Consider the following 19263-nt stretch of genomic DNA (forward strand, 5'->3'; position numbering starts at 1 on the left):
GAGAACCACGATGAAAAACGAAGCGCCAACGGTCCTGGACCGGGGGTCGGAAAAGCACGACCTCATTCTTGAACTTCCGCTCCCTCCAGCTCCGCGAGCTGAAGAGGCGGAGGCATTCACAAGCGCTCCCGAACCGCATCGCCGGCTCGGCTTGCTGCTCCATCTTTTCGCCTTCCTCGCGCGCAGGCTTCGCCGACGCCGCACCCGGCTGGCGCTCCTGGAATTGACGGAGGATCAGTTGAAGGATATTGGTCTTTCCAGAAGTGAAACATATGGCGGATACAGCCGTTACCGGCGTGGCGCCTCCCACGCTCTGGAGCGCAAAATTCCATGAGCCTACATTACCAAACTGTAATGGTATAACGCTTCTGTGAACACTTGAATCACCGTTTTGCCCTACTTATTTGTTAGCTGGGTTGGTGCGGGGTCGGAAATGACCCGCATCCGCGGCTTGCCTTCGGCCGTTGGGCTAAATCCAAGAGGGAGCCGGAAAATACGATCACAAGGGGGTGCTCTATGGCCCGCAATACATTGCCGTCCATTACCGCCGGCGAAGCCGGTCTCAATCGATATCTCGACGAAATCCGCAAGTTCCCGATGCTGGAACCGCAGCAGGAATACATGCTCGCGAAACGCTATGCCGAACATGGTGATCGCGACGCGGCCCACAAGCTCGTGACCAGCCACCTGCGTCTCGTGGCGAAGATCGCCATGGGCTATCGCGGCTACGGTCTGCCGATCGGTGAAGTCGTCTCGGAAGGAAATGTCGGTCTCATGCAGGCCGTCAAGAAGTTCGATCCGGAGCGTGGCTTCCGCCTGGCTACCTATGCCATGTGGTGGATCAAGGCTTCCATCCAGGAATATATCTTGCGGTCCTGGTCGCTCGTGAAGATGGGCACGACCGCCAACCAGAAGCGCCTGTTCTTCAACCTGCGCCGGCTGAAGGGCCGCATCCAGGCGATCGATGACGGCGATCTGAAGCCGGAGCACGTCAAGGAGATCGCCACGAAGCTGAACGTCTCCGAAGAGGAAGTGGTTTCCATGAACCGCCGCCTTTCCGGCGATGCCTCGCTGAACGCGCCGATCCGCGCCGCCGAAGGTGAAGCCGGCCAGTGGCAGGATTGGCTGGTGGACGAACAGGACAGCCAGGAAGAAGTGCTGATCGAGCAGGACGAGCTCGACACTCGCCGCCGCATGCTCTCCAAGGCGATGAGCGTGCTGAACGAGCGCGAGCGCCGCATCTTCGAGGCTCGCCGCCTTGCCGACGATCCGGTGACGCTGGAAGAGCTTTCGTCCGAGTTTGACATCAGCCGCGAGCGCGTGCGCCAGATCGAGGTCCGCGCCTTCGAAAAGGTGCAGGAAGCCGTCCGCAAGGAAGCGCTCGCCCAAGCGCAGGCTCTGCGCGTCGTCGACGCCTGAGCCCATCCAAAACTGAACGTGAAAAAGGGCTGCCTCGGCAGCCCTTTTTTCTTTGCGCGCAAAAGACCCGGCAATTACTCTGCCGGAGCCTTGACGCCGCCACTCGCGCCCTTTCGGCTCGAGAGCCTCCATCGGACGATATCCACGGCCAGAAACGCCATCAGGCTTGCGCCCATAACCGGCAGCGCCCAACCGAGCGCGACGGCCACGAGGATCACGCCGACCTTCGCCGGCAGGGAAAGATAGCACCACGCGCGGATAAGTGTGCGCGGCACGGCGCCGGGAGCCGGTCTCCTCGTCCACCAGATCCGGTAGCCGTAGACGATCATCACGATCAGCGCGGTGCCGAGCGCTGCCATGACGATCTGGTTCGCCACGCCGAAGAGTATGCCCATATGGGCATCGATCCCCCAGCGGATCAGTTTCGCCACGATCGGAAAGGTCTCGAAATCCGCCCGGCTGGTCACCTGAAGAGTTTGCGGATCGATGGCTATCGTATCCACCTGGGTCGGCCATTGCCGATCATATTCGCGCACCAGCCAGGCCTGACCGTCGGCTCGCGGCGGGCGAAGTTCGAGCATGCCGGAATCGATGCCGGCCTCCCGCGAGACGGCCAGAATCCGATCGAGCTGCGCCACCGGATCGACTGCCGCCTCCTGCATGGCCATATGACCATGCCCTTCCCCGCCGCCGTGATGGGCATGGTCTCCCTGCGGGGCCGCGGGGGAAGTACCGCCGAGCGCCAGCGAGACCGAGGGCGTGACCCAGCCGACCTCGGACCGGAACTGGTCGATGCGGTCTCCCGCCCAGCGGGACCAGGTCAGTCCCGTCGCCGAAAGGAACAGAAGCCCCACCGCGATCCAGAGGCCGATCAGGCTGTGGAGACGGCGCATGGCGAAGGCTTTGCGCGCCTTTTCTGCTGCGGGCCGGACGGCCTTGCGCCGCCAGAACCAGAGGAAAACGCCACCGAGCACGGCCAGCCACAGCCAGGAGGCGGCAAGCTCGCTGTAATAACGGCCGGGTTCGCCGAGAAGCAGGTTGCGGTGGAGATAGTCGAGCGTCGTGCGGAACGGCAGAACACCGCTGGTGCCGTAGACCACCAGGTCTCCCTGGATCTTCAAGGAGGCCGGATCGACAAAGATCGCCCGGCTTTCGGATTCGCCGAGACCGGGCTCGCTGAACATCACCTGCGTTGTCATGCCCTCTTGCGGCGCCGGGCGGATCGCGAAAAGCCTCGGCCCCTCGCCTATGAACGCGCGCGCCGCCTCAGCCTGCGCGGCAAGCGGCTGAGGGCTGCCTGCCGTCGCTGCGTAAAGCTGGTCGCGATAGAGCCAGGTTTCGATCTGCGGCGTCACGACATAGAGCACGCCGGAAAGTGCTGCGCCGAGAATGAAGGGGCCGACGAAAAGTCCGACATAGAAATGCAGCCTCAGGATGAAGAGCTTCATCGCTCCCTCCTGATCGCGGGCTTCGGAACGCGGGCTCGCATCAATAGCCATGCCGCCCTCCTCCCGGAATGGCTTGCCCGAAAACCGGACAAGGAGGTGAAACGGTCAAGGCGACGCGCAGCGAAACGAGCCGCGCCTGCGGAAGGCTGAACATGGTTTTCTCCAGGGACGTATGGGGCGGCGTGCGCTTCACGCCGGATCGAGCGGTCGAACGTCAGATGGAGAATGGCGGAGGAGCGCGCGCCTCCCCCGTCAGCCCGAGGGCGCGCGGAGCGAGGTCGGCAAAAACTGTCTCGAAGGAATGGTGTGCCGCATGCGGCCGGTAATTATTGAGGACGAAGCTTTCCGGCGGAAAGCCATGCCCGATCGTGCATGCGATCTGACACGCCGCGGAGCAGCAATCCGGCCATGAAGCATCGGGAGAATGCTTTTGCGGCAGCGTCTCCGTGCCGTGCGTGGCGCAGATGACGAGCACCGGATCGGTTTCAGCCGATGCCATCGAGGCCTGCGCATAGGCGCCGATCGCGCCCTGCATCGTGAGCATGACGACGATCAGCGCGGCGAGAACCCCGCCGCTCATTGCATCGCCGATGATCCGCCTGATGTCGCGCATGGCTTCACATGCCCCGGCAAGCCGCCGCTTGTCACTGCGGCACGTTGACCTTCAACGCGCCGCAGTGGAATTAAGCTCGCATCACTGGCTGCTGGCGGAGTTCCCGAGCGCGGCCCATTCGCGGATCGCCTCGTTGAACGCCTGCACGCCTGCCGGCCCCTTCTGCAGGGTAAGCAAGGCGCGGCGGCCATTCCGGTAAGCCAGCGGGATGTCCATCCAGTCGCGGCTGCGCAGCAGCTCGAGATTGGTGGCCCGCGCATCCGGGAAATCGTTGAGCGCGATCATGTGGAAATCGTCGGTGATCTTCGCCGGAACGGCGATCAGCGCGTTGCCCCGATCCTGCTCGGTCTGCTTCATCGCGATGCGCTGTACGCTGTCGATCGCCCCGCCCTCGAAATCCGGCGGAACCGAGAAGACGATTTCGATCAGATGGCTTGCCGGCAGCGACGGGTCGGCATTGCGCTTGACGGTGAGAAGCGCGGTCAGCCCACGGCCGGGTACGGCGATGCGCCCCTGCACCACCGGCTCCTGCGCGCCGTTCTCGCCCGGTTCGCGCTGGAGGGACCAGGAAACCGCTCCCTCGATCGCGGTCGGAGCCGTCTGGCCGAGACGCTCCTCGTAGAGGAACATCTTCTCGCCCGCCAGCGCCGGCGCATCCGACGGATTGGCGGTCGGAGCGGGCTGATCGCCAGCGGCTTCGGCGCCTTGCTCGCTCGTGGCAGCAGGCGTCGTTCCCTGAGCGGGTGTATCGGAAGCGGCAGGCGCCGGCGGTGAATTCAGCGAAGCGACGGACTGGCCTTCGGCACCGCTTGCAGGCGCGCCGCCTGGTCCTTCATCCACTTCCGAACCGTCCGGCAGCAGACGCTGCGTGAACTTGCTGCCAGCGACCGATCCGTCGTCCGGTGTCGGCGCCGCGGCGCCGTTTCCATTGCCGTTCGACGGCTGCGCGGGCGGCGGCGTCTGCGGCGTGGCGGGCGCCGTCTCGGCGGATGGCGTTTCCGTTCCGGGTGGGCCGGGCTCCACGAAGGCGCTGACCATCTCGGTCAAAGCCTCGCGGTTGAGCCAGAGGCCGTAACCGCCGCCGAGAACGACGACGAGGCCCAGCAGGCCGAGCACCACACCGGTGTAGCCGCGCTTCTTTTCAGGGGTGACGCGATAGGCCTTGGCGGCGGGCGCATCGTCCTTCGCGCTTTCAGCCGCGAGCGGATCGCGCGCCGTACCCGTGAAGGGAGCGTCCTTGTTGTAGCCGATCAGCTCCTCCAGGTCGGCCCAAGGGTCGTTTTCCTCCTTGCGGGCGCCGTCCGCCTGCCGATTATCGGCATCGGACACAGCATGCGAGGGCTTTGCCCCGAACTCGGGAAGATCGGAGACGGAAGGCATGCGTACCGAATCGGCCGCGACATTGTTCTCCTGAACGAAACGGGCGTCGACCGGCTCCGATGCGGCGGCATGGGCGTCGGCCTCTGCCCCCTTGCGAGCCGGCAACGAAAGGTCCGGGACGTCGTTCCATGCCGATTCGGCTTCCGCAGCGTGCCGCGTTTCGGCCGGGTCGTTCCAGCCCCAATCCTCTTCCGGACGCTGCGCGGCGGCTGCCGGTTCATGCTCCCAGGCGGGCTCCTGCGGCTGGCCGGCTGCTACCGGCTCTTCCTCATGCGCCGGATGGTAACCATCGGCGGCATATTCGGATGCCGGCGCCGGCTCCTCGGCAAGCCTGTCCGATGTATCCTCCAGGCGCGGGATCGTCTCGTAGGCCGGCTCATGCGGCGAAACCGTATCCTCGTCCGGTATTTCGTCGCGCCAGTCGCCGTAGCGTTGAGGCTCCTCGCCCGAAGGCCCCTGCTCGTCAGACGCGGCAGTTACCTGTTCCGCTTCCTCTTCCGGATAGGCGGGCTCTTCCGGATAGGCGGGAGTGGTTTCCGCATAGGCTTCGCTTTCGGCCTGCGGCTCCGGCTCATGCGCCTCGGCTTCCTCCGCAACAGGCTCTTCGGCCGCAGCGGTTTCCTGCCCCGCCTCATGCACGTCGCGCTCGGCCGGCTCCTCGTAGGTATCCGGCTCCTCCTGGGCAGCCGGTTCCTCGGGAAGGGCCGCATCGGTCTCCGCCGGATAGGCAACCGGCTCCTCGGCAAGCGCCTGTTCTTCGATCGGCGGCAGGGCCTCGGCGTGCTCGCCTTCCACCTCGACGATCGCCGCTTCCAGCTTTTCCATCTGCCGGCGCAACATGTCGTCCGAGGGACGCGGCTTCATGTTCTCTAGCTGCCGCTGGACCGCGCTACGAGCCTTGTCGTAGACCTTCGTCCGCATTTCGGGCGTATTGTTCGCCAGACCGTCCACGGCGCGGCGGATAACCGCTACAAAATCAGCCATCAGCACTTTCTCACGTTCATCGGCTTAACGCCGGATGAAAGGTAACCATTTTGAGACATTAGTCTTCAAACGGATCAGTCACAAGTATGGTGTCCTCGCGCTCCGGACTGGTCGAAAGTAGCGCGACGGGCGCACCGATCAATTCCTCCACCTGGCGGACGTATTTGATCGCCTGAGCCGGCAGGTCCGCCCATTTGCGGGCGCCCACAGTCGATTCCTTCCAGCCTTCGAGCGTGATGTAGACCGGCTCGACGCGTGCCTGCGCGCCCTGGCTTGCCGGCAGGTGATCGATCCGCTCGCCATCGAGCATGTAGCCGACGCAGATTTTCAGCTCGTCGAGGCCATCGAGCACATCGAGCTTGGTCAGCGCGATGCCGGTGATTCCATTGGTCGCCACCGACTGACGTACCAGTGCTGCGTCGAACCAGCCGCAGCGGCGCTTGCGGCCCGTTACCGTGCCGAACTCATGGCCCTTCTCGCCGAGGAACTGGCCGATCTCGTCGTTGAGTTCAGTCGGGAACGGCCCCTCGCCGACGCGGGTCGTATAGGCCTTGGTGATCCCCAGGATGTAGCCGAGCGCGCCGGGCCCCATGCCGGAACCGGCGGCCGCCTGGCCGGCGACCGTGTTGGACGAGGTGACGAAGGGATAGGTGCCGTGATCGATATCGAGGAGCGAACCCTGGGCGCCTTCGAACAGGATGCGCGAACCCTTGCGGCGCTCCTTGTCCAGAAGCTCCCAGACGGTCTCGCGGTAAGGCAGGACCCGCTCGGCAACCGACATGAGCTCCTGCATGATGGTCTCATGCGAAACTTCCGGAACGCCGAAGCCGCGACGCAGCGCGTTGTGATGGGTGAGGATGCGATCGACCTTGGCCGAAAGCGCTTCCGGATCGGCAAGGTCCATGACGCGGATGGCGCGGCGGCCCACCTTGTCCTCATAGGCCGGGCCGATGCCGCGGCGGGTGGTGCCGATCTTGGTGCCGCTGTTGGAGGCCGCATCCTCGCGCATGCCGTCCAGTTCGCGGTGCAGAGAGAGAATCAGCGTCGCGTTGTCGGCGATGCGCAGGTTGTCCGGGGTGATATTCACCCCTTGTGCTCCGAGCTTGTCGATCTCGGCGACCAGCGCATGCGGATCGACCACCACGCCGTTGCCGATAACCGCCAGCTTGCCGGGGCGCACGACGCCGGAGGGCAGCAGGGAAAGCTTATAGCTCGTGCCGTCGATCACCAGCGTATGGCCAGCATTGTGCCCGCCCTGGAAGCGCACGACGATATCGGCGCGTTCCGAAAGCCAGTCGACAATCTTGCCTTTGCCTTCGTCGCCCCACTGCGAACCGATCACTACGACATTCGTCATTTTTCGCTTCCTGTTTTCCGGGCAAAGCCCAAACGTCCATACGCGCATAGCCCCATAGATCGAAATGATCCATGGAAGGGATATGCGCCGATCCGAATTCCCACAGCGTTTTGCCTGTCGCACACGGCAAACGCGCTGCAAACGGCCGCATCTATAATGCCTTGGCGGAAGGAAAGCGACCTGTTTGTGGCCATGCCATGGTTTTTGCGTGACAAATCACCGAACGGCGCGTTATTGCGCCTGTCGCCGAAGGTTTGATGCGCCTTTGCGCCGGCGAAGGAGAATGTCTTGCGCAAAATGGCCTATTTCTATCTCGCCACGGCAGCGCTCTGCTGGGGCGGCAACGCGGTGGCGGGTAAGCTCGCGATCGGCCATGTGAGCCCGATGATGCTCACCTTCTGGCGCTGGTTCTTCGCAACCGCCATCATCTTCGCGATCTCGGTTCCGCAGCTCGTCAGGGACTGGCCTGTCGTGAAGAAAAACCTGCCGATCTTCATCTTCTACGGCATCATCGGCTACACCATTTTCAATGCCGCGCTTTATACCGCCGTCAACTACACGACGGCGATCAACGTGACGATCGAGCAGGCCGGCATTCCGATGCTGATCTTCGTCCTCAATTTCCTCCTGTTCAGGACGCGGGTATCGTTCGCGCAGATCGCCGGCTTTTCGCTGACGCTGGCGGGCGTTGCGCTGACCGCCGCCCATGGCGATCTTGGAAGCCTCATCCATCTCGGGGTCAATTTCGGCGACGCTATCATGATCATCGCCGTCGTGGTCTATGCCCTCTATACGATCGCGCTGCGCTGGAAGCCGCGCGTCGACTGGCGCACGCTGATGGCCTTCCCGGCACTGTTCGCGATGCTGGCCACCGCGCCGCTGGTGGCATGGGAATATTCCCGCGACGCCCTCGTATGGCCGGATACCGAAGGCTGGGTCATCGGCCTCTATACGGCGATCTTCGCCTCACTCATCGCGCAGATCTTCTACATCAGGGGCGTGGAAACCATCGGCGCCAACCGCGCCGGCCTCTTCATCAACCTTGTGCCCGTCTTCGGCACGCTGCTGTCCGTCGCCATCCTCGGCGAGGACCTGCAGCTTTTCCACATCCTCGCGCTCGCACTGGCGCTTGGCGGCATCGCGATCGCCGAAATTGGAAAACCGGCCTCCGCAGGCGATCAGGCCGGCATCTCGGCGCCTTCGGCAAACAGATCGAAATAGCCGTCCAGCGCGTCCATCGTGCCGAGATCGCCTTCGGCGCCCTCGAATTGCACCGAGGGCGAGGCTGCGAAATCGCGGACGAGGCCGGTCGGTCCGGCCGCATCGGCTTCCTTGCCGGCGATGAGAACCGTCAGAACGATCGCGGAAATGATGAGCTTCTTGACCATTGCCTGAACCCTGTTTCGTCGGACGGCCAGCCCGCCGTCTCTTTTTCTCGATGAAGCCAGCCTAGGATGGCAGGTTTTCGGCGCGCTTAAGCCGATAACTGCAATTTTAATGAAATCGCGCTTTTTCCCACAATGAGACGCCGCCTGGGGGACGCCACCGGGGGCGCTGTCGGCGCGACATCCCGATTCCTAAACTTTTCCTTAAATTTTACGGGTCATTAATCTCTCGAAACCGAGAGAGACTAGGCGATGCGTATTGCGTTCTCCATCGCTCTCCTGCTGCTGCTTTCCGCCTGTGCTTCCGCTCCCAACCGGATCACGAATGCCTGTGCGATCTTCGAGCAACGGGACGGGCTTTTCAACAACTGGGCACGCGATGCCAGGGCAGCCGAGCGCGAATTCGGCGTACCCGTACCCATCCTGATGGCGACGATCTATACGGAATCCGGTTTCCGCTCCAACGCCCGACCGCCGCGCACCAAGCTGCTCGGCTTCATTCCGTGGAAGCGCCCCTCCTCCGCCTATGGTTATGCGCAGGCGCTCGACGGAACCTGGCTCGAATACAAGCGCGCCACCGGCCGCTGGAGCGCCAGCCGTACCGATTTCACCGACGCAATCCACTTCGTCGGCTGGTATCATAACCGCAGTCACATGCGGAACGGCATTCCGCTCAACGACGGCTACAGGCTCTATCTCGCCTATTATTCCGGCCACGCCGGCTATTCGAAGGGCCAATTCGGCTCCGGCGTCAGGAAGGCGGCCCAGCGCTCCGCCGCCATGGCATCGAAATACGAGGCGCAGTTGAGGAACTGCGGTTACTGAGGCTGGAACGTGGAAACACGCGACGATTGAATTCCGTCCTCCTTCCCCTAAATTCCGACCGGATTTGGGGGGAAAGGCAATGAGGGCTCGCCTGAAGGGCATCATCGCATCCGTGTTGGCGCTGGCGGGCTGCGGCTCGATTTATTATCGGGATCAGCCGCCAGGCAGGTTCAGCGGCAGTCTTGTGGTCATGTGGGTGGGCGAAGGCGGCCCGAGTGGAGACGGCAAATTCGTCTTCGTTCCTCGACCGGGCGCACCGCTGACCTTCACCCGCCCGAACGGCAATCAGCCCGCAACGGTTATCAAGCCGGGCATCATGTATACCGATGGCGGCTCCGTCCCAAGAGGTGCGCAGATATTCAAGGGCCTTTCACCCTGGGGCTATGCGCCGGCTTACATGATCCACGATTGGTTGTTCGAAGCACGGCATTGTCTTCTCGACGGGGAGCGCAATCCCCGTTTCGACGGGCTTGAAGACGTAACTTTCGAGGATTCTGCAAAAATTCTGGGCGAGGCCATCCAGGCGCTGATCGTGCAAAACAAGGTGGACCGCAACGATCTTGCCGGAAACGCCATTACATCCGCCGTCAGCGGAGCAATTGCGAAGAAGGTGTGGAATGAACAGGGGGCCTGTGCTCGGGGCCACATCTCTGAGGAACATCGCGCGGAAATCGATGCGGCCTTTCCCGAAGTGGCTCCCGAGGAGAAGGACCGTGTATTTCGCACGCCTCCGGCCCCACCGCGCATCGCTGGTGCCCGGCCGGGAAGGATCATCTCGGCCATCGACTTTTAGCAACCCGCTGCGGCTCTGTGCCTGAAGCCCGTTGCTTCGGCTTACGCGATCAGAACACCCGCAGGTTTGCGAACGGATGGAGGATTGAAAGTTTCATTCGCCGTAGCCGACGATGCCCTTGATCTCCAGGAAGTCGTGGATGGCCCAGTCGGCATATTCCCGGCCATTGCCGGATTGCTTGTAGCCGCCGAACGGCGCCTTCGTGTCCCAATCGGGATAGTTGATGTAGACTGAGCCGGCTCTTAGCCGTGCGGCGACCTTGCGGGCATGGGCGAGATCACCCGACTGGACGTAAGCCGCGAGGCCGTACGGTGTATCGTTGGCGATCTCGATCGCCTGTTCCTCGTCCCTGTAAGGCAGGATCGACAGCACCGGCCCGAAGATTTCCTCGCGGGCGATGGTCATGTCGTTGGTCACGTTTGCGAACACCGTCGGCCGCACATAGTAGCCGCGATTGAGATTTTCCGGCCTGCCCGGTCCGCCGGTCACGAGTGTCGCGCCCTCCTCGATACCGGCCTCGATCAGCCGCTGGATCTTGTCGAACTGGGCCTTGCTGACGACCGGACCGAGATCGGTATCCTTCGCGCGCGGATCTCCCGTCTTCACCTTTTCCGCGGCTGCCTTGGCGATCGCAAGCGCCTCGTCATGCCGATCGGCCGGCACCAGCATGCGCGTCGGCGCATCGCAGGACTGGCCGGAATTGCCGAAGCAGGACGTGACCCCTTCGGAAACCGCCTGTTCGAGATCGGCATCGGGAAGGATGATGTTGGGAGACTTTCCACCGAGTTCCTGCGCCACCCGCTTGACGGTATCGGCCGCCGTCTTGGCGACGATAATGCCGGCGCGCGTCGAGCCGGTGAAGGACACCATGTCGACATCCGGATGGCCGGCCATGACCTGCCCGACATCGGGACCGGTGCCGTTCACCAGATTGAACACGCCCTTCGGCGTGCCGGCCGCCTCCATCACCTCAGCGAAGATGATGCCGCTGATCGGCGCGATCTCGGAAGGCTTCAAAACCATGGTGCAGCCGGCGGCGATCGCCGGCGCCACCTTGCAGACGATCTGGTTGAGCGGCCAGTTCCACGGTGTGATGAGGGCGCAGACGCCGATCGGCTCCTTGACGATGGTCGTCGTGCCGCGCTTCTCGGTGAACTCGTAAGCCTCGAAGGCTTCGATCGTGGCGATGAGGTGCCCCTTGCCGGCGGCGGCTTGCGAATTGCGGGCGAAGGTGAGCGGCGCCCCCATTTCCTGCGAAACCGCTTTGGCAATGTCTTCGTAGCGCTTCTCGTATTCAGCGAGGATGCGTCGCAGGAGCTTCAGCCGCTCCTCCTTCGGCCAGACGGAAAAGACAGGAAATGCGGCTTTCGCCGCGGCCACCGCCTTATCCACATCCTCCTTCGAGCCGAGAGCGATCCGCGTGAAGGCCTCTTCCGTCGAAGGGTCGATCACGTCCAGCGCCACGGGGATTGCAGGCTCCACCCATGCGCCGTCGATGAAGAATTTCAGGTGGTTGCTCATGGGAGACCTCCGATCGAACAGGCATGACCTGGATACTATCGACCATGGTCATGCCTGCCGCAAGCAGAACTCACCCACTGTAAGGAGCAAAGAACGTCCTTACCGCCTCGATCTCGTTGGGGCGGATTTCATGCCCGCCGGCATGCCATTCCACCGTCACCTTGTCGCCCTGGCTCTGGAAATAGTCCGCGAGCGCCTGCGTCTCGGTCACCGGGCAGATCGGGTCGTATTGACCGGCAGTAATCAGCACACGTGCCGTCTCCCCTTTGCTGCGGTCCTTGGGCACGAACGGGATCAGCGGGTGCATCAGCACGCCCGCATGGAAGAGGCCGGGTTTCTCGATCATCATATTGGCGAGAATGTTCGCGCCGTTCGAAAAGCCGAGTCCGAGCACGGCCGAGGAGCCGTGGCGGTCACGGTTGGCCGCCACGAAGTCGCTCATCCGCTCGGTTGCCCGGGAGAGATCGTCCAGATCGTAGACGCCCTCGGCCCTGCGCCGGAAGAAGCGGGCCGCACCATGTTCGGCAACATCGCCGCGCGGCGAGATCACCGTGGCGTTCGGCAACAGCCGGCCGCCGAAATCGAAGAACTGGTTCTCGTCGCCGCCCGTGCCGTGAAAGACGAACAGGATCGGCGATCCGGGTGCACCGGGCCTCGCCCGGTGCACATAGCTGTCGTGACTCATTTCTGTTCTCCTGTCCCGAAACCCTTATGCGATCGGTTCGAGATGCTGTTCGAGGGTCCTTCTCAGGTGCTCGTGCTGCATCGGCAGCTTCAGCGCCTCCCCGAGATGGGCGGTATCCTCGTCGCGATCGAAGCCAGGTTCGTTGGTGGCGACCTCGAACAGCACGCCGCCCGGCGTGCGGAAATAGATCGCCCAGAAGTAATCCCGGTCGATAACGGGGGTTACCTGATAGCCGGTATCCATCAATGCCTTGCGGACTTCGAGCTGCTTTTCGCGGTTCTCTACCGCAAAGGCGATGTGATGCACGGAGCCCGCGCCGGGGCGCGCGCCGTTGATGTTCGGCATGGTTTCGATATCGATGACATCGGCTCCGTTGCCGCCCGGAATACCGAGCCTCGTGACCCCGTCCTTCGCATCCACCTGTTCATAGCCCATGAACTTCAGGAGTTCGGCGGTCGCGCCTTCGTCGCGAAGCCTCAGCGAAGCGGAATGGAAGCCGCGGATCGCATGGTCTTCGGAAACGCCGTTGCCGGTCCAAGGCAGGCGGGCATCGTCCTTGACCTCGACAAGCGCGAAGCCGTCGCCGTCCGGGCCTGCGAAATGCAGCCGGTTTTCACCGAAGGCGCTGTCGGCCTTGATGCCTTCGACGCCCGCCTTCGTCAGCCGGTCGGTCCAGAAACCGAAGGAGCCTTGCGGCACGGAGAAAAGCGTGGTCCCCACTTCGCCCGTGCCGGGACGGCCGCGGGCGATATGCGGGAACGGGAAATAGGTCATCACCGAACCCGGCGTGCCGACTTCGTCTCCGTAATAGAGATGGTAGACATCCGGCGCATCGAAGTTGACGGTCTTCTTGACCCGGCGAAGCCCGAGCGTATCGGTGAAGAACCTGTTATTGGTGCTGGCGCTGGCCGCCATCGAGGTGACGTGATGGAGACCCTTGATCTGATCGAGCATTTGAAACCCCTTTCCGGCTCTAAAAGCCTTTGTTCTGGGGCAAATGTGGTCGATCGGGTGGGACTTGGATAGGCTACCGTCCCCGAACGCATTGTTCACTGAATGGATATCACGAAGTCCGTATCGTTCACTGAACTAGACGCGTTCAGGCAATTGCCACTCCACTGGCTGTTTGCCGCGCGAGGCCAGGAATTCGTTCGCCTTGGAAAAATGACGGCAGCCGAAAAAGCCGTTATGGGCCGAAAGCGGCGAGGGATGCGGAGCACGCAGCACGAAGTGCTTTTTCGTATCCACGAAGGCCGCCTTCTTCTGCGCGTAGGAACCCCAGAGCATGAAGACGACGCCGTCGCATTCCTCGTTGACGGCGCGGATCACGGCATCGGTGAAGCGTTCCCAGCCGCGCCCCTGATGCGAGGCCGCCCTCGCCTCCTCCACGGTCAGCACGCTGTTGAGCAGCAGCACGCCCTGCTCCGCCCAGTGTTCGAGGAAACCGTGATTGGCGGGCGGAATGCCGAGATCGGTCTGCATTTCCTTGTAGATGTTGACGAGCGACGGCGGAATGCGCACGCCGGGCCGGACACTGAAACAGAGGCCGTGCGCCTGCCCGTAGCCGTGATAGGGATCCTGCCCGAGGATCACCACCTTGACCTTGTCGAGCGGCGTCAGGTCGAGAGCCCGGAAATATTCCGAGCCCTTCGGAAAGACGTGCTTGCCCGCCTCCTTTTCGGAAATCAGGAAACGGCGGAGCTCGCTCATATACGGGTTTGCGAATTCCGGTCCGAGCACCCGCTTCCAGCTTTCCTCGAGCTTCACGCCCTCCGTCATCTCCATCTCCTTACTGGAACCGCCCGCCTCTCTGCAGCACTTCGATCTTGTAGCCGTCCGGGTCGGTCACGAAGAAGAAGCGCCCGAAGGGCTTACCGCCGTGCTGCATATCCACGAGCTTTCCGACCGGCAGTCCAAGCCCGGTGAAGCGCTCGTATTCGGCATCGACATCCTCGACGGAGACTGCAAGGTGGCCATAGCCGTTGCCGAGCTCATAGGGTTCTCCCCGGCCCGCATTGACCGTCAGCTCCAGTTCGAAGCCGGTCTCCGGATTGGAAAGATAGATCAGCGTGAAACCGTCGAAGGGAACGCGCTGCGCCACCTCGAGCCCGAAGGCCTGCCGATAGAATTCAACTGACCGCGCCTCCTCCAGCACGCGGATCATCGAGTGGATCATCTTCGCCATGACTGTCTTCCGTATCATTCCAGGATGTGATTGCTGCGCGAATGCCAGTCCCACGCGGAGCGGATGATATCCGTCAGACTGTATTTCGGCTCCCAGCCGAGCACGGCGCGCGCCTTGTCGTTGTTGGCGACGAGCGAGGTGGAATCGCCGTCCCGCCGGCCGACATATTCCACCGGGAAGGGCTTGCCCGATACCTCGGAGATCGCCGCCAGCAGTTCCTTGACGGTCGTGCCGGTTCCGGTGCCGAGGTTGAGTTCCACCGTCTCCCCGCCATCGAGCAGGTAGTCGACGGCGCGCACATGCGCGTCCGCGAGGTCGAGCACGTGGATATAGTCGCGCACGCAGGTGCCGTCGCGGGTATCGTAATCGTCGCCGAACACCTTGAAGCCCTGACGGCGGCCGAGCGCGGCCTCGATCGCCAGCGGGATCGCATGGGTTTCCGGCGTATGCCACTCGCCGATCCGGCCTTCGAAATCCGCGCCGGCGGCGTTGAAATAGCGCAGCATCACCGAGCGCAGGCCCTTATAGGTGCCGTAATCCTTGAGCGCCTGCTCGATCACCCACTTGGTGCGGCCGTAAGGATTGATCGGAGCCTGCTTGTGCGTCTCGTCCATCGGCACCCGGTCGGGCAGGCCATAGGTGGCGCAGGTCGAAGAGAAGACGAAGGCCTCCACGCCGGCATCGATCACGGCAGCCAGAAGCGTGAGCGCGCCGACGACGTTGTTGTCGTAGAAGCCGACGGGGTTCTTGACCGACTCGCCGACCTCAATCAGCGCCGCGAAATGCAGCACCGCATCCGGCTTGTGCTTGGCGAAGACTTCGTCGAGGCGCGCACGATCGCGGATATCCCCCTGCTCGAAGGGCCCCCAGCGCACGAATTCAGAATGACCGTTGGAGAGATTGTCGAAGACGATGGGTTCATAGCCCCGTTCCGCCAGCACTAGGCAGGTATGGGAACCGATATAGCCGGCCCCGCCGACCACGAGCACTTTCTTTTTCGACATCATGTCTCCTGAAGGCTGTTGAAGTCGGCGGCACTATAACGGGCATGTCCGGAAAAGCCAGCCGCAGCGGCGAACATCAGGATGCTTAAACTCAACATCGGGACTGCGGCCGGTTCACTGGTTTGACCGGAGTGCAGGTGCTACTTTCGTCATTCCTGTTCCTCGGGTTAAACCCGAGGATTGTCACAGGAATCCAGCCGCGCGAAGTCTTTTGTGTGAAAGGACTCTTCCCCGTCGCGGACGCGACGCCGCTGGATCCCTGTGACAAGCACAGGGGGATGACGATTTGAGGCATCGACAGCCCCTGGAAAAAACTTATGCCTTGCTACAAAATCATGAGAAAACATGAGCTTCAGGGACTTACCTGAATCATTCACGAAAGCACCTGATGCGCCTTCTGTACCTCTGTCTCGGCTGGCTTTTCGTGGCACTCGGCGTGGTGGGCGCGTTCCTGCCGGTGCTGCCGACGACGCCTTTCCTGCTGCTGGCGGTCGCCTGCTTCGCGCGCTCCTCGCCGCGGCTGGAAGCTTGGCTGATGGAGCATCCGAAGTTCGGCCCTCCTTTGAAGAACTGGCGCAGGGAAGGTGCGATCAGCAGAAGGGCGAAGATCGCCGCGGTTACGCTTATGGCTGCAAGCTATGCGCTCTTCTGGTTCGGCACGTCACCGCCCTTCTGGCGGGCGATGCTCGTTGCGGCCGTGATGATCGTTCCGGCGGTCTTCGTGGTGACGCGGCCAGAACCGAGTTCCTGATCAGCGCTCGCGTGATTGCGGCAGCACATAGGGAATGTGCTCGGCCGGAAGACGCCCCACCGCACCGGCGATACCGTAGACGCTGGCGATAATCCCGTCGTTCACCGTTTCGAGACAAGGGCCTTCCGCCACCACCCGGCCATGGTTCAGCACCACGAGATGATCGGCGAACTCGGCCGCCAGGTTGAGGTCGTGCAGGATTGCAAGGACGGCGCCGCCGGCGCTGGCGAAATCACGGGCGATCTCCAGCACGGCGATCTGGTGGCCGATATCGAGGCTTGCGGTCGGCTCGTCGAGGAAGAGCGCCCGCGGCAGGCCGTCCGCGACCGGATGCGGCACCTGCGCCAGCGCCCGAGCGAATTGCACGCGCTGCTGCTCGCCGCCCGAAAGTGAGAAATAGGGGCGGCTTTCGAAGCCGCGCAATCCGACGCGGGAAAGCGCCTGACGGGCCTGTTCGGTCGGGTTCAGCGCCCCTTGAGCCACCGCCCCCATGCGCACGATCTCGAGAGCCGTGAAGGGAAAGGCAAGCTGGATCGCCTGCGGCAGGACCGCCCTCCTCCGCGCGAGGTCGGCGGGCTTATAAAGACGGACATCGGTGCCGTGATAAGTAACTGTGCCTCGATCTGGCTCCATCTCTCCCGAAATGGCCTTCATCAGCGTCGACTTGCCCGCTCCGTTCGGGCCGATCACCACCGTGAATTGGCCCGGTTTCAGCTCGATGCTGATATTGTCGACCAGATTTCGACCATCTCGGGTGACGGTAATCTGTTCCGCGGAAATCATGGCGCATCCCTCATTCCGAGGCCGCCTCGCCTGCCGAGCAGCAGGAAGAGGAAGACAGGCGCTCCGAAGAGCGCTGTGATGACGCCGATCGGCAATTCGGCGGGTGCGGCCACGGTCCGGGCGACACTGTCGGCGATGAGTAGCAGCGCGCCGCCGCCGAGCGCCGATCCCGGCAAAAGGAAACGGTGCGACGGCCCCATCACGAGACGCAGGAGATGCGGCACCACGATACCGACGAAGCCGATCGAGCCTGCGACCGCGACGGTGGAGCCGCAGGCGGCCGCGACCGCCACGATCACGATCTTCTTCAGCCGCTGCACCGGAATGCCCATGTGGAAGGCGGCGGCATCGCCGAGCACCAGAGCGTCCAACCCGCGGGCTACGAAGGGAATGATCGCCATCACCAGCACGATGAAAGGCAGGATCGACAGCACGCGCCCGGAGGTCGCTCCGCCGAGAGAGCCGAGGCTCCAAAAGGTGATGTCGCGCAATTGCCGGTCATCGGCCATGAAGATCAGCAGCCCCATGAAGGCCGCGGCAAAGGCGCCGATCGCGATGCCGGAAAGGATGAGCGCGGTCGTGGAGGTCTGCCCGTCACGGGTTGCGATGACATAGAGCAGCCAGGTGTTCAAAAGCCCGCCAAAAAACGCCATCAACGGCAGGAAATAGCTGCCGAACAGAGCCGAAAGCGGCGCCAGAACCGTTCCGCCGAGCACGATCGCGATAACGGCGAAAAGCCCGGCGCCGGAGGTGACCCCGACGATGCCGGGGTCTGCGAGCGGGTTACGGAAGAGCCCCTGCATCATCGCTCCGGAGACCGCGAGCCCCGCGCCGACCAGAAGCCCGAGCGCGGTGCGCGGCAGGCGCACCGCCTCCAGCACCACCCGCTCCTGATCCGAAAGGCTGGCCGTGTTCCCGGTCAGATAGGCCCAGAGTTCGGAGAGGCCGACCCCTGTCGGGCCGCTGCCGAGCGAGACGAGGCAGGCGGCGACAAGCAGGAGGACGAGCAGCAGGAGGACGATCGCTCCCTGGTGCGTCCGGTCTCCATCGGCTGCCAGCCGGAAGGGCATTGCCAGCGTCTTCATCAGTTCATCGCGCCCGGATAGAGGCTTGCGGCGAGCGTGCGGGCAGCCTCGGGCGTGCGCGGGCCGAAGCCGAGCAGAAGCAGGCCGTCCATGGAAACCAGCGCCTTGTTGGCCGCAGCCGGCGTTGTTTGCATCGAAGGCAGCGCAAAGACTTCCTCCGGCTTCAGCTGATGGTCGCCGCGCGACATGGAGAGGATGACATCGGGCTTTGCCGCGATCACCGCCTCGTCGGAGAGCGGCTTGTAGCCGGTGATCGTCGGGGCGGCATTGATGCCGCCGGCCATTTCGATAATGGCACCGGCCTCCGTATCGGCGCCGCCCGCCATGATGCGGCCGTTGGAAACGGACAGCACGAAGAGCACCCGCTTCTTCTCGCCGCCCAGCTTGGCGACGTCTTCCGCAAGCGTCTTGAGGTCCTTATCCGTCGCGCTTGCGAGCGCTTCCGCCTTGTCGGAGAGGCCGACCGCTGCGCCGACATCCCTGATCTTCTGGGGAATGGCCTCGGCCTTCGGCGGCGTCGGGATCGTCACCATCGCAACTTCACTCGCCCGGAGGATGTCGAGAACGGGCGGCGGTCCGGAGCCTTCCTCGATGAGGAGCAGATCCGGCTGCTGGCCGAGAATGCCTTCGGCGGAAAGGGCGCGCATATAGCCGACATCCGGCTTGGAACCTGCTTCGGAGGGATAAAGGCTCGTCGAATCCACCGCGACGATGCGGTCCTGCGCACCGAGAGCATAGAGGATTTCGGTTACCGTGCCGCCGACGGAGACGATGCGCTGGGCCTCCGGATTACCCTTCTCCGCGGCAAAAACGTTATGGGACAGCATGCTTCCCGTCAGGACGATGGCTGCGAACAGCCCGCGAAAAACAAAGGAAGACCTCATGATTTCTGCCCCTTTCCCATCCGTTCGGAGCACGTCCGACCGCGCCTGCCATTCTCGATGGCATCAATAACTTGAGTTGACTACGCAAGTTTTTTCAGCTTTTCAAGAGCACCGGCCGCAGATATCTTGAGCCGAAAATGAAACATATGTGAGGGACCGAT

The 19263-nt window shown here is 63.0% G+C and carries 20 protein-coding genes; 6 read left to right on the plus strand and 14 right to left on the minus strand.

Features of this window, described 5'->3' with window-relative positions:
- Positions 1 to 10: 10 nt before the first annotated feature.
- Both YH62_RS12405 and rpoH read left to right on the plus strand, forming a co-directional pair.
- Positions 11 to 334 carry a DUF1127 domain-containing protein gene (locus tag YH62_RS12405; RefSeq protein WP_046794538.1) on the plus strand — a complete coding sequence of 108 codons (324 nt, stop codon included), beginning with the start codon at positions 11 to 13 and terminating at the stop codon, positions 332 to 334.
- A 182-nt stretch (positions 335 to 516) separates the two neighbouring features.
- Positions 517 to 1419, plus strand: a complete 903-nt coding sequence (rpoH, locus tag YH62_RS12410) for an RNA polymerase sigma factor RpoH (protein ID WP_046794539.1) — start codon at positions 517 to 519, stop codon at positions 1417 to 1419.
- 74 nt (positions 1420 to 1493) lie between these two features.
- Here rpoH and YH62_RS12415 read toward each other — a convergent pair whose 3' ends face one another.
- The 4 genes from YH62_RS12415 to YH62_RS12430 form a co-directional block, all read right to left on the minus strand.
- Positions 1494 to 2918, minus strand: a complete 1425-nt coding sequence (locus YH62_RS12415) for a PepSY-associated TM helix domain-containing protein (RefSeq protein WP_046794540.1) — start codon at positions 2916 to 2918, stop codon at positions 1494 to 1496.
- Between the two features lie 163 nt (positions 2919 to 3081).
- Complete coding sequence (locus YH62_RS12420) at positions 3082 to 3480, minus strand: hypothetical protein (protein ID WP_046794541.1); 399 nt, start codon at positions 3478 to 3480, stop codon at positions 3082 to 3084.
- A gap of 81 nt (positions 3481 to 3561) precedes the next feature.
- Positions 3562 to 5844 carry a hypothetical protein gene (locus YH62_RS12425; RefSeq protein WP_046794542.1) on the minus strand — a complete coding sequence of 761 codons (2283 nt, stop codon included), beginning with the start codon at positions 5842 to 5844 and terminating at the stop codon, positions 3562 to 3564.
- A 58-nt stretch (positions 5845 to 5902) separates the two neighbouring features.
- Positions 5903 to 7201 (minus strand): adenylosuccinate synthase, encoded by a 1299-nt coding sequence (locus YH62_RS12430; protein WP_046794543.1) that lies wholly within the window; start codon positions 7199 to 7201, stop codon positions 5903 to 5905.
- Between the two features lie 297 nt (positions 7202 to 7498).
- Between YH62_RS12430 and YH62_RS12435 the strand changes: the two genes are divergently transcribed.
- Positions 7499 to 8422 (plus strand): DMT family transporter, encoded by a 924-nt coding sequence (locus tag YH62_RS12435; RefSeq protein ID WP_137326718.1) that lies wholly within the window; start codon positions 7499 to 7501, stop codon positions 8420 to 8422.
- Here the strand turns inward: YH62_RS12435 and YH62_RS12440 are convergent.
- Positions 8380 to 8589 carry a hypothetical protein gene (locus YH62_RS12440; protein WP_046794545.1) on the minus strand — a complete coding sequence of 70 codons (210 nt, stop codon included), beginning with the start codon at positions 8587 to 8589 and terminating at the stop codon, positions 8380 to 8382. The two genes, YH62_RS12435 and YH62_RS12440, sit on opposite strands and share 43 nt — an antisense overlap.
- A gap of 249 nt (positions 8590 to 8838) precedes the next feature.
- On the opposite strand from YH62_RS12440, the gene YH62_RS12445 reads away from it, so the two are divergent.
- Together YH62_RS12445 and YH62_RS12450 are read left to right on the plus strand one after the other, a co-directional pair.
- Complete coding sequence (locus YH62_RS12445) at positions 8839 to 9411, plus strand: transglycosylase SLT domain-containing protein (protein WP_046794546.1); 573 nt, start codon at positions 8839 to 8841, stop codon at positions 9409 to 9411.
- A 112-nt stretch (positions 9412 to 9523) separates the two neighbouring features.
- A complete protein-coding gene (locus YH62_RS12450) occupies positions 9524 to 10204 on the plus strand; it encodes a DUF1353 domain-containing protein (protein ID WP_245282098.1) in 681 nt (226 codons plus the stop codon).
- Between the two features lie 93 nt (positions 10205 to 10297).
- Here YH62_RS12450 and YH62_RS12455 read toward each other — a convergent pair whose 3' ends face one another.
- From YH62_RS12455 to galE, 6 genes are all read right to left on the minus strand, one after another.
- Positions 10298 to 11725 (minus strand): aldehyde dehydrogenase family protein, encoded by a 1428-nt coding sequence (locus YH62_RS12455; protein ID WP_046794547.1) that lies wholly within the window; start codon positions 11723 to 11725, stop codon positions 10298 to 10300.
- A gap of 70 nt (positions 11726 to 11795) precedes the next feature.
- On the minus strand, positions 11796 to 12410 hold the full coding sequence (locus YH62_RS12460; RefSeq protein ID WP_046794548.1) for an alpha/beta hydrolase: 615 nt from the start codon (positions 12408 to 12410) through the stop codon (positions 11796 to 11798).
- A gap of 24 nt (positions 12411 to 12434) precedes the next feature.
- Positions 12435 to 13364 (minus strand): VOC family protein, encoded by a 930-nt coding sequence (locus YH62_RS12465; protein ID WP_046794549.1) that lies wholly within the window; start codon positions 13362 to 13364, stop codon positions 12435 to 12437.
- A 135-nt stretch (positions 13365 to 13499) separates the two neighbouring features.
- Positions 13500 to 14189, minus strand: a complete 690-nt coding sequence (gene ung, locus YH62_RS12470; protein WP_046794550.1) for a uracil-DNA glycosylase — start codon at positions 14187 to 14189, stop codon at positions 13500 to 13502.
- Between the two features lie 10 nt (positions 14190 to 14199).
- Positions 14200 to 14595 carry a VOC family protein gene (locus YH62_RS12475; protein WP_046794551.1) on the minus strand — a complete coding sequence of 132 codons (396 nt, stop codon included), beginning with the start codon at positions 14593 to 14595 and terminating at the stop codon, positions 14200 to 14202.
- Between the two features lie 14 nt (positions 14596 to 14609).
- Positions 14610 to 15599, minus strand: a complete 990-nt coding sequence (gene galE, locus YH62_RS12480) for a UDP-glucose 4-epimerase GalE (RefSeq protein WP_046794552.1) — start codon at positions 15597 to 15599, stop codon at positions 14610 to 14612.
- Positions 15600 to 15987: 388 nt separating this feature from the next.
- On the opposite strand from galE, the gene YH62_RS12485 reads away from it, so the two are divergent.
- The gene (locus tag YH62_RS12485) at positions 15988 to 16350 is read left to right on the plus strand and encodes a YbaN family protein (RefSeq protein ID WP_046794553.1); all 363 of its coding nucleotides are present in this window, start codon (positions 15988 to 15990) and stop codon (positions 16348 to 16350) included.
- Here the strand turns inward: YH62_RS12485 and YH62_RS12490 are convergent, their stop codons facing one another.
- From YH62_RS12490 to YH62_RS12500, 3 genes are read right to left on the minus strand one after another with little or no spacing between them, the layout of a single operon-like run.
- Positions 16351 to 17133 (minus strand): heme ABC transporter ATP-binding protein, encoded by a 783-nt coding sequence (locus tag YH62_RS12490; protein ID WP_046794554.1) that lies wholly within the window; start codon positions 17131 to 17133, stop codon positions 16351 to 16353. It lies immediately after the preceding gene.
- Entirely contained in the window at positions 17130 to 18218 is a 1089-nt protein-coding gene (locus tag YH62_RS12495; RefSeq protein WP_046794555.1) for an iron ABC transporter permease, read from the minus strand. The genes YH62_RS12490 and YH62_RS12495 overlap by 4 nt, the downstream gene beginning before the upstream one ends.
- Positions 18218 to 19102, minus strand: coding sequence for an ABC transporter substrate-binding protein (locus YH62_RS12500; protein WP_046794556.1), 885 nt, complete (start codon positions 19100 to 19102; stop codon positions 18218 to 18220). Before YH62_RS12500 ends, YH62_RS12495 begins: the two co-directional genes overlap by 1 nt.
- Positions 19103 to 19263 lie beyond the last annotated feature (161 nt).

Origin of the sequence: Rhizobium sp. LC145 (assembly GCF_001005825.1) — a bacterium.
Classification (GTDB): Bacteria; Pseudomonadota; Alphaproteobacteria; order Rhizobiales; family Rhizobiaceae; genus Neorhizobium.

What these genes read in the sequence shown, in the direction of transcription:
- YH62_RS12430 (WP_046794543.1), bottom strand. Translation starts at nt 7,201, where the DNA reads ATGACGAATGTCGTAGTGATCGGTTCGCAGTGGGGCGACGAAGGCAAA.
- YH62_RS12490 (WP_046794554.1), bottom strand. Translation starts at nt 17,133, where the DNA reads ATGATTTCCGCGGAACAGATTACCGTCACCCGAGATGGTCGAAATCTG.
- YH62_RS12405 (WP_046794538.1), top strand. Translation starts at nt 11, where the DNA reads ATGAAAAACGAAGCGCCAACGGTCCTGGACCGGGGGTCGGAAAAGCAC.
- YH62_RS12485 (WP_046794553.1), top strand. Translation starts at nt 15,988, where the DNA reads ATGCGCCTTCTGTACCTCTGTCTCGGCTGGCTTTTCGTGGCACTCGGC.
- YH62_RS12415 (WP_046794540.1), bottom strand. Translation starts at nt 2,918, where the DNA reads ATGGCTATTGATGCGAGCCCGCGTTCCGAAGCCCGCGATCAGGAGGGA.
- YH62_RS12440 (WP_046794545.1), bottom strand. Translation starts at nt 8,589, where the DNA reads ATGGTCAAGAAGCTCATCATTTCCGCGATCGTTCTGACGGTTCTCATC.
- YH62_RS12475 (WP_046794551.1), bottom strand. Translation starts at nt 14,595, where the DNA reads ATGGCGAAGATGATCCACTCGATGATCCGCGTGCTGGAGGAGGCGCGG.
- galE (WP_046794552.1), bottom strand. Translation starts at nt 15,599, where the DNA reads ATGTCGAAAAAGAAAGTGCTCGTGGTCGGCGGGGCCGGCTATATCGGT.
- YH62_RS12445 (WP_046794546.1), top strand. Translation starts at nt 8,839, where the DNA reads ATGCGTATTGCGTTCTCCATCGCTCTCCTGCTGCTGCTTTCCGCCTGT.
- YH62_RS12420 (WP_046794541.1), bottom strand. Translation starts at nt 3,480, where the DNA reads ATGCGCGACATCAGGCGGATCATCGGCGATGCAATGAGCGGCGGGGTT.
- YH62_RS12500 (WP_046794556.1), bottom strand. Translation starts at nt 19,102, where the DNA reads ATGAGGTCTTCCTTTGTTTTTCGCGGGCTGTTCGCAGCCATCGTCCTG.
- YH62_RS12495 (WP_046794555.1), bottom strand. Translation starts at nt 18,218, where the DNA reads ATGAAGACGCTGGCAATGCCCTTCCGGCTGGCAGCCGATGGAGACCGG.
- YH62_RS12435 (WP_137326718.1), top strand. Translation starts at nt 7,499, where the DNA reads ATGGCCTATTTCTATCTCGCCACGGCAGCGCTCTGCTGGGGCGGCAAC.
- YH62_RS12465 (WP_046794549.1), bottom strand. Translation starts at nt 13,364, where the DNA reads ATGCTCGATCAGATCAAGGGTCTCCATCACGTCACCTCGATGGCGGCC.
- ung (WP_046794550.1), bottom strand. Translation starts at nt 14,189, where the DNA reads ATGACGGAGGGCGTGAAGCTCGAGGAAAGCTGGAAGCGGGTGCTCGGA.
- rpoH (WP_046794539.1), top strand. Translation starts at nt 517, where the DNA reads ATGGCCCGCAATACATTGCCGTCCATTACCGCCGGCGAAGCCGGTCTC.
- YH62_RS12455 (WP_046794547.1), bottom strand. Translation starts at nt 11,725, where the DNA reads ATGAGCAACCACCTGAAATTCTTCATCGACGGCGCATGGGTGGAGCCT.
- YH62_RS12460 (WP_046794548.1), bottom strand. Translation starts at nt 12,410, where the DNA reads ATGAGTCACGACAGCTATGTGCACCGGGCGAGGCCCGGTGCACCCGGA.
- YH62_RS12425 (WP_046794542.1), bottom strand. Translation starts at nt 5,844, where the DNA reads ATGGCTGATTTTGTAGCGGTTATCCGCCGCGCCGTGGACGGTCTGGCG.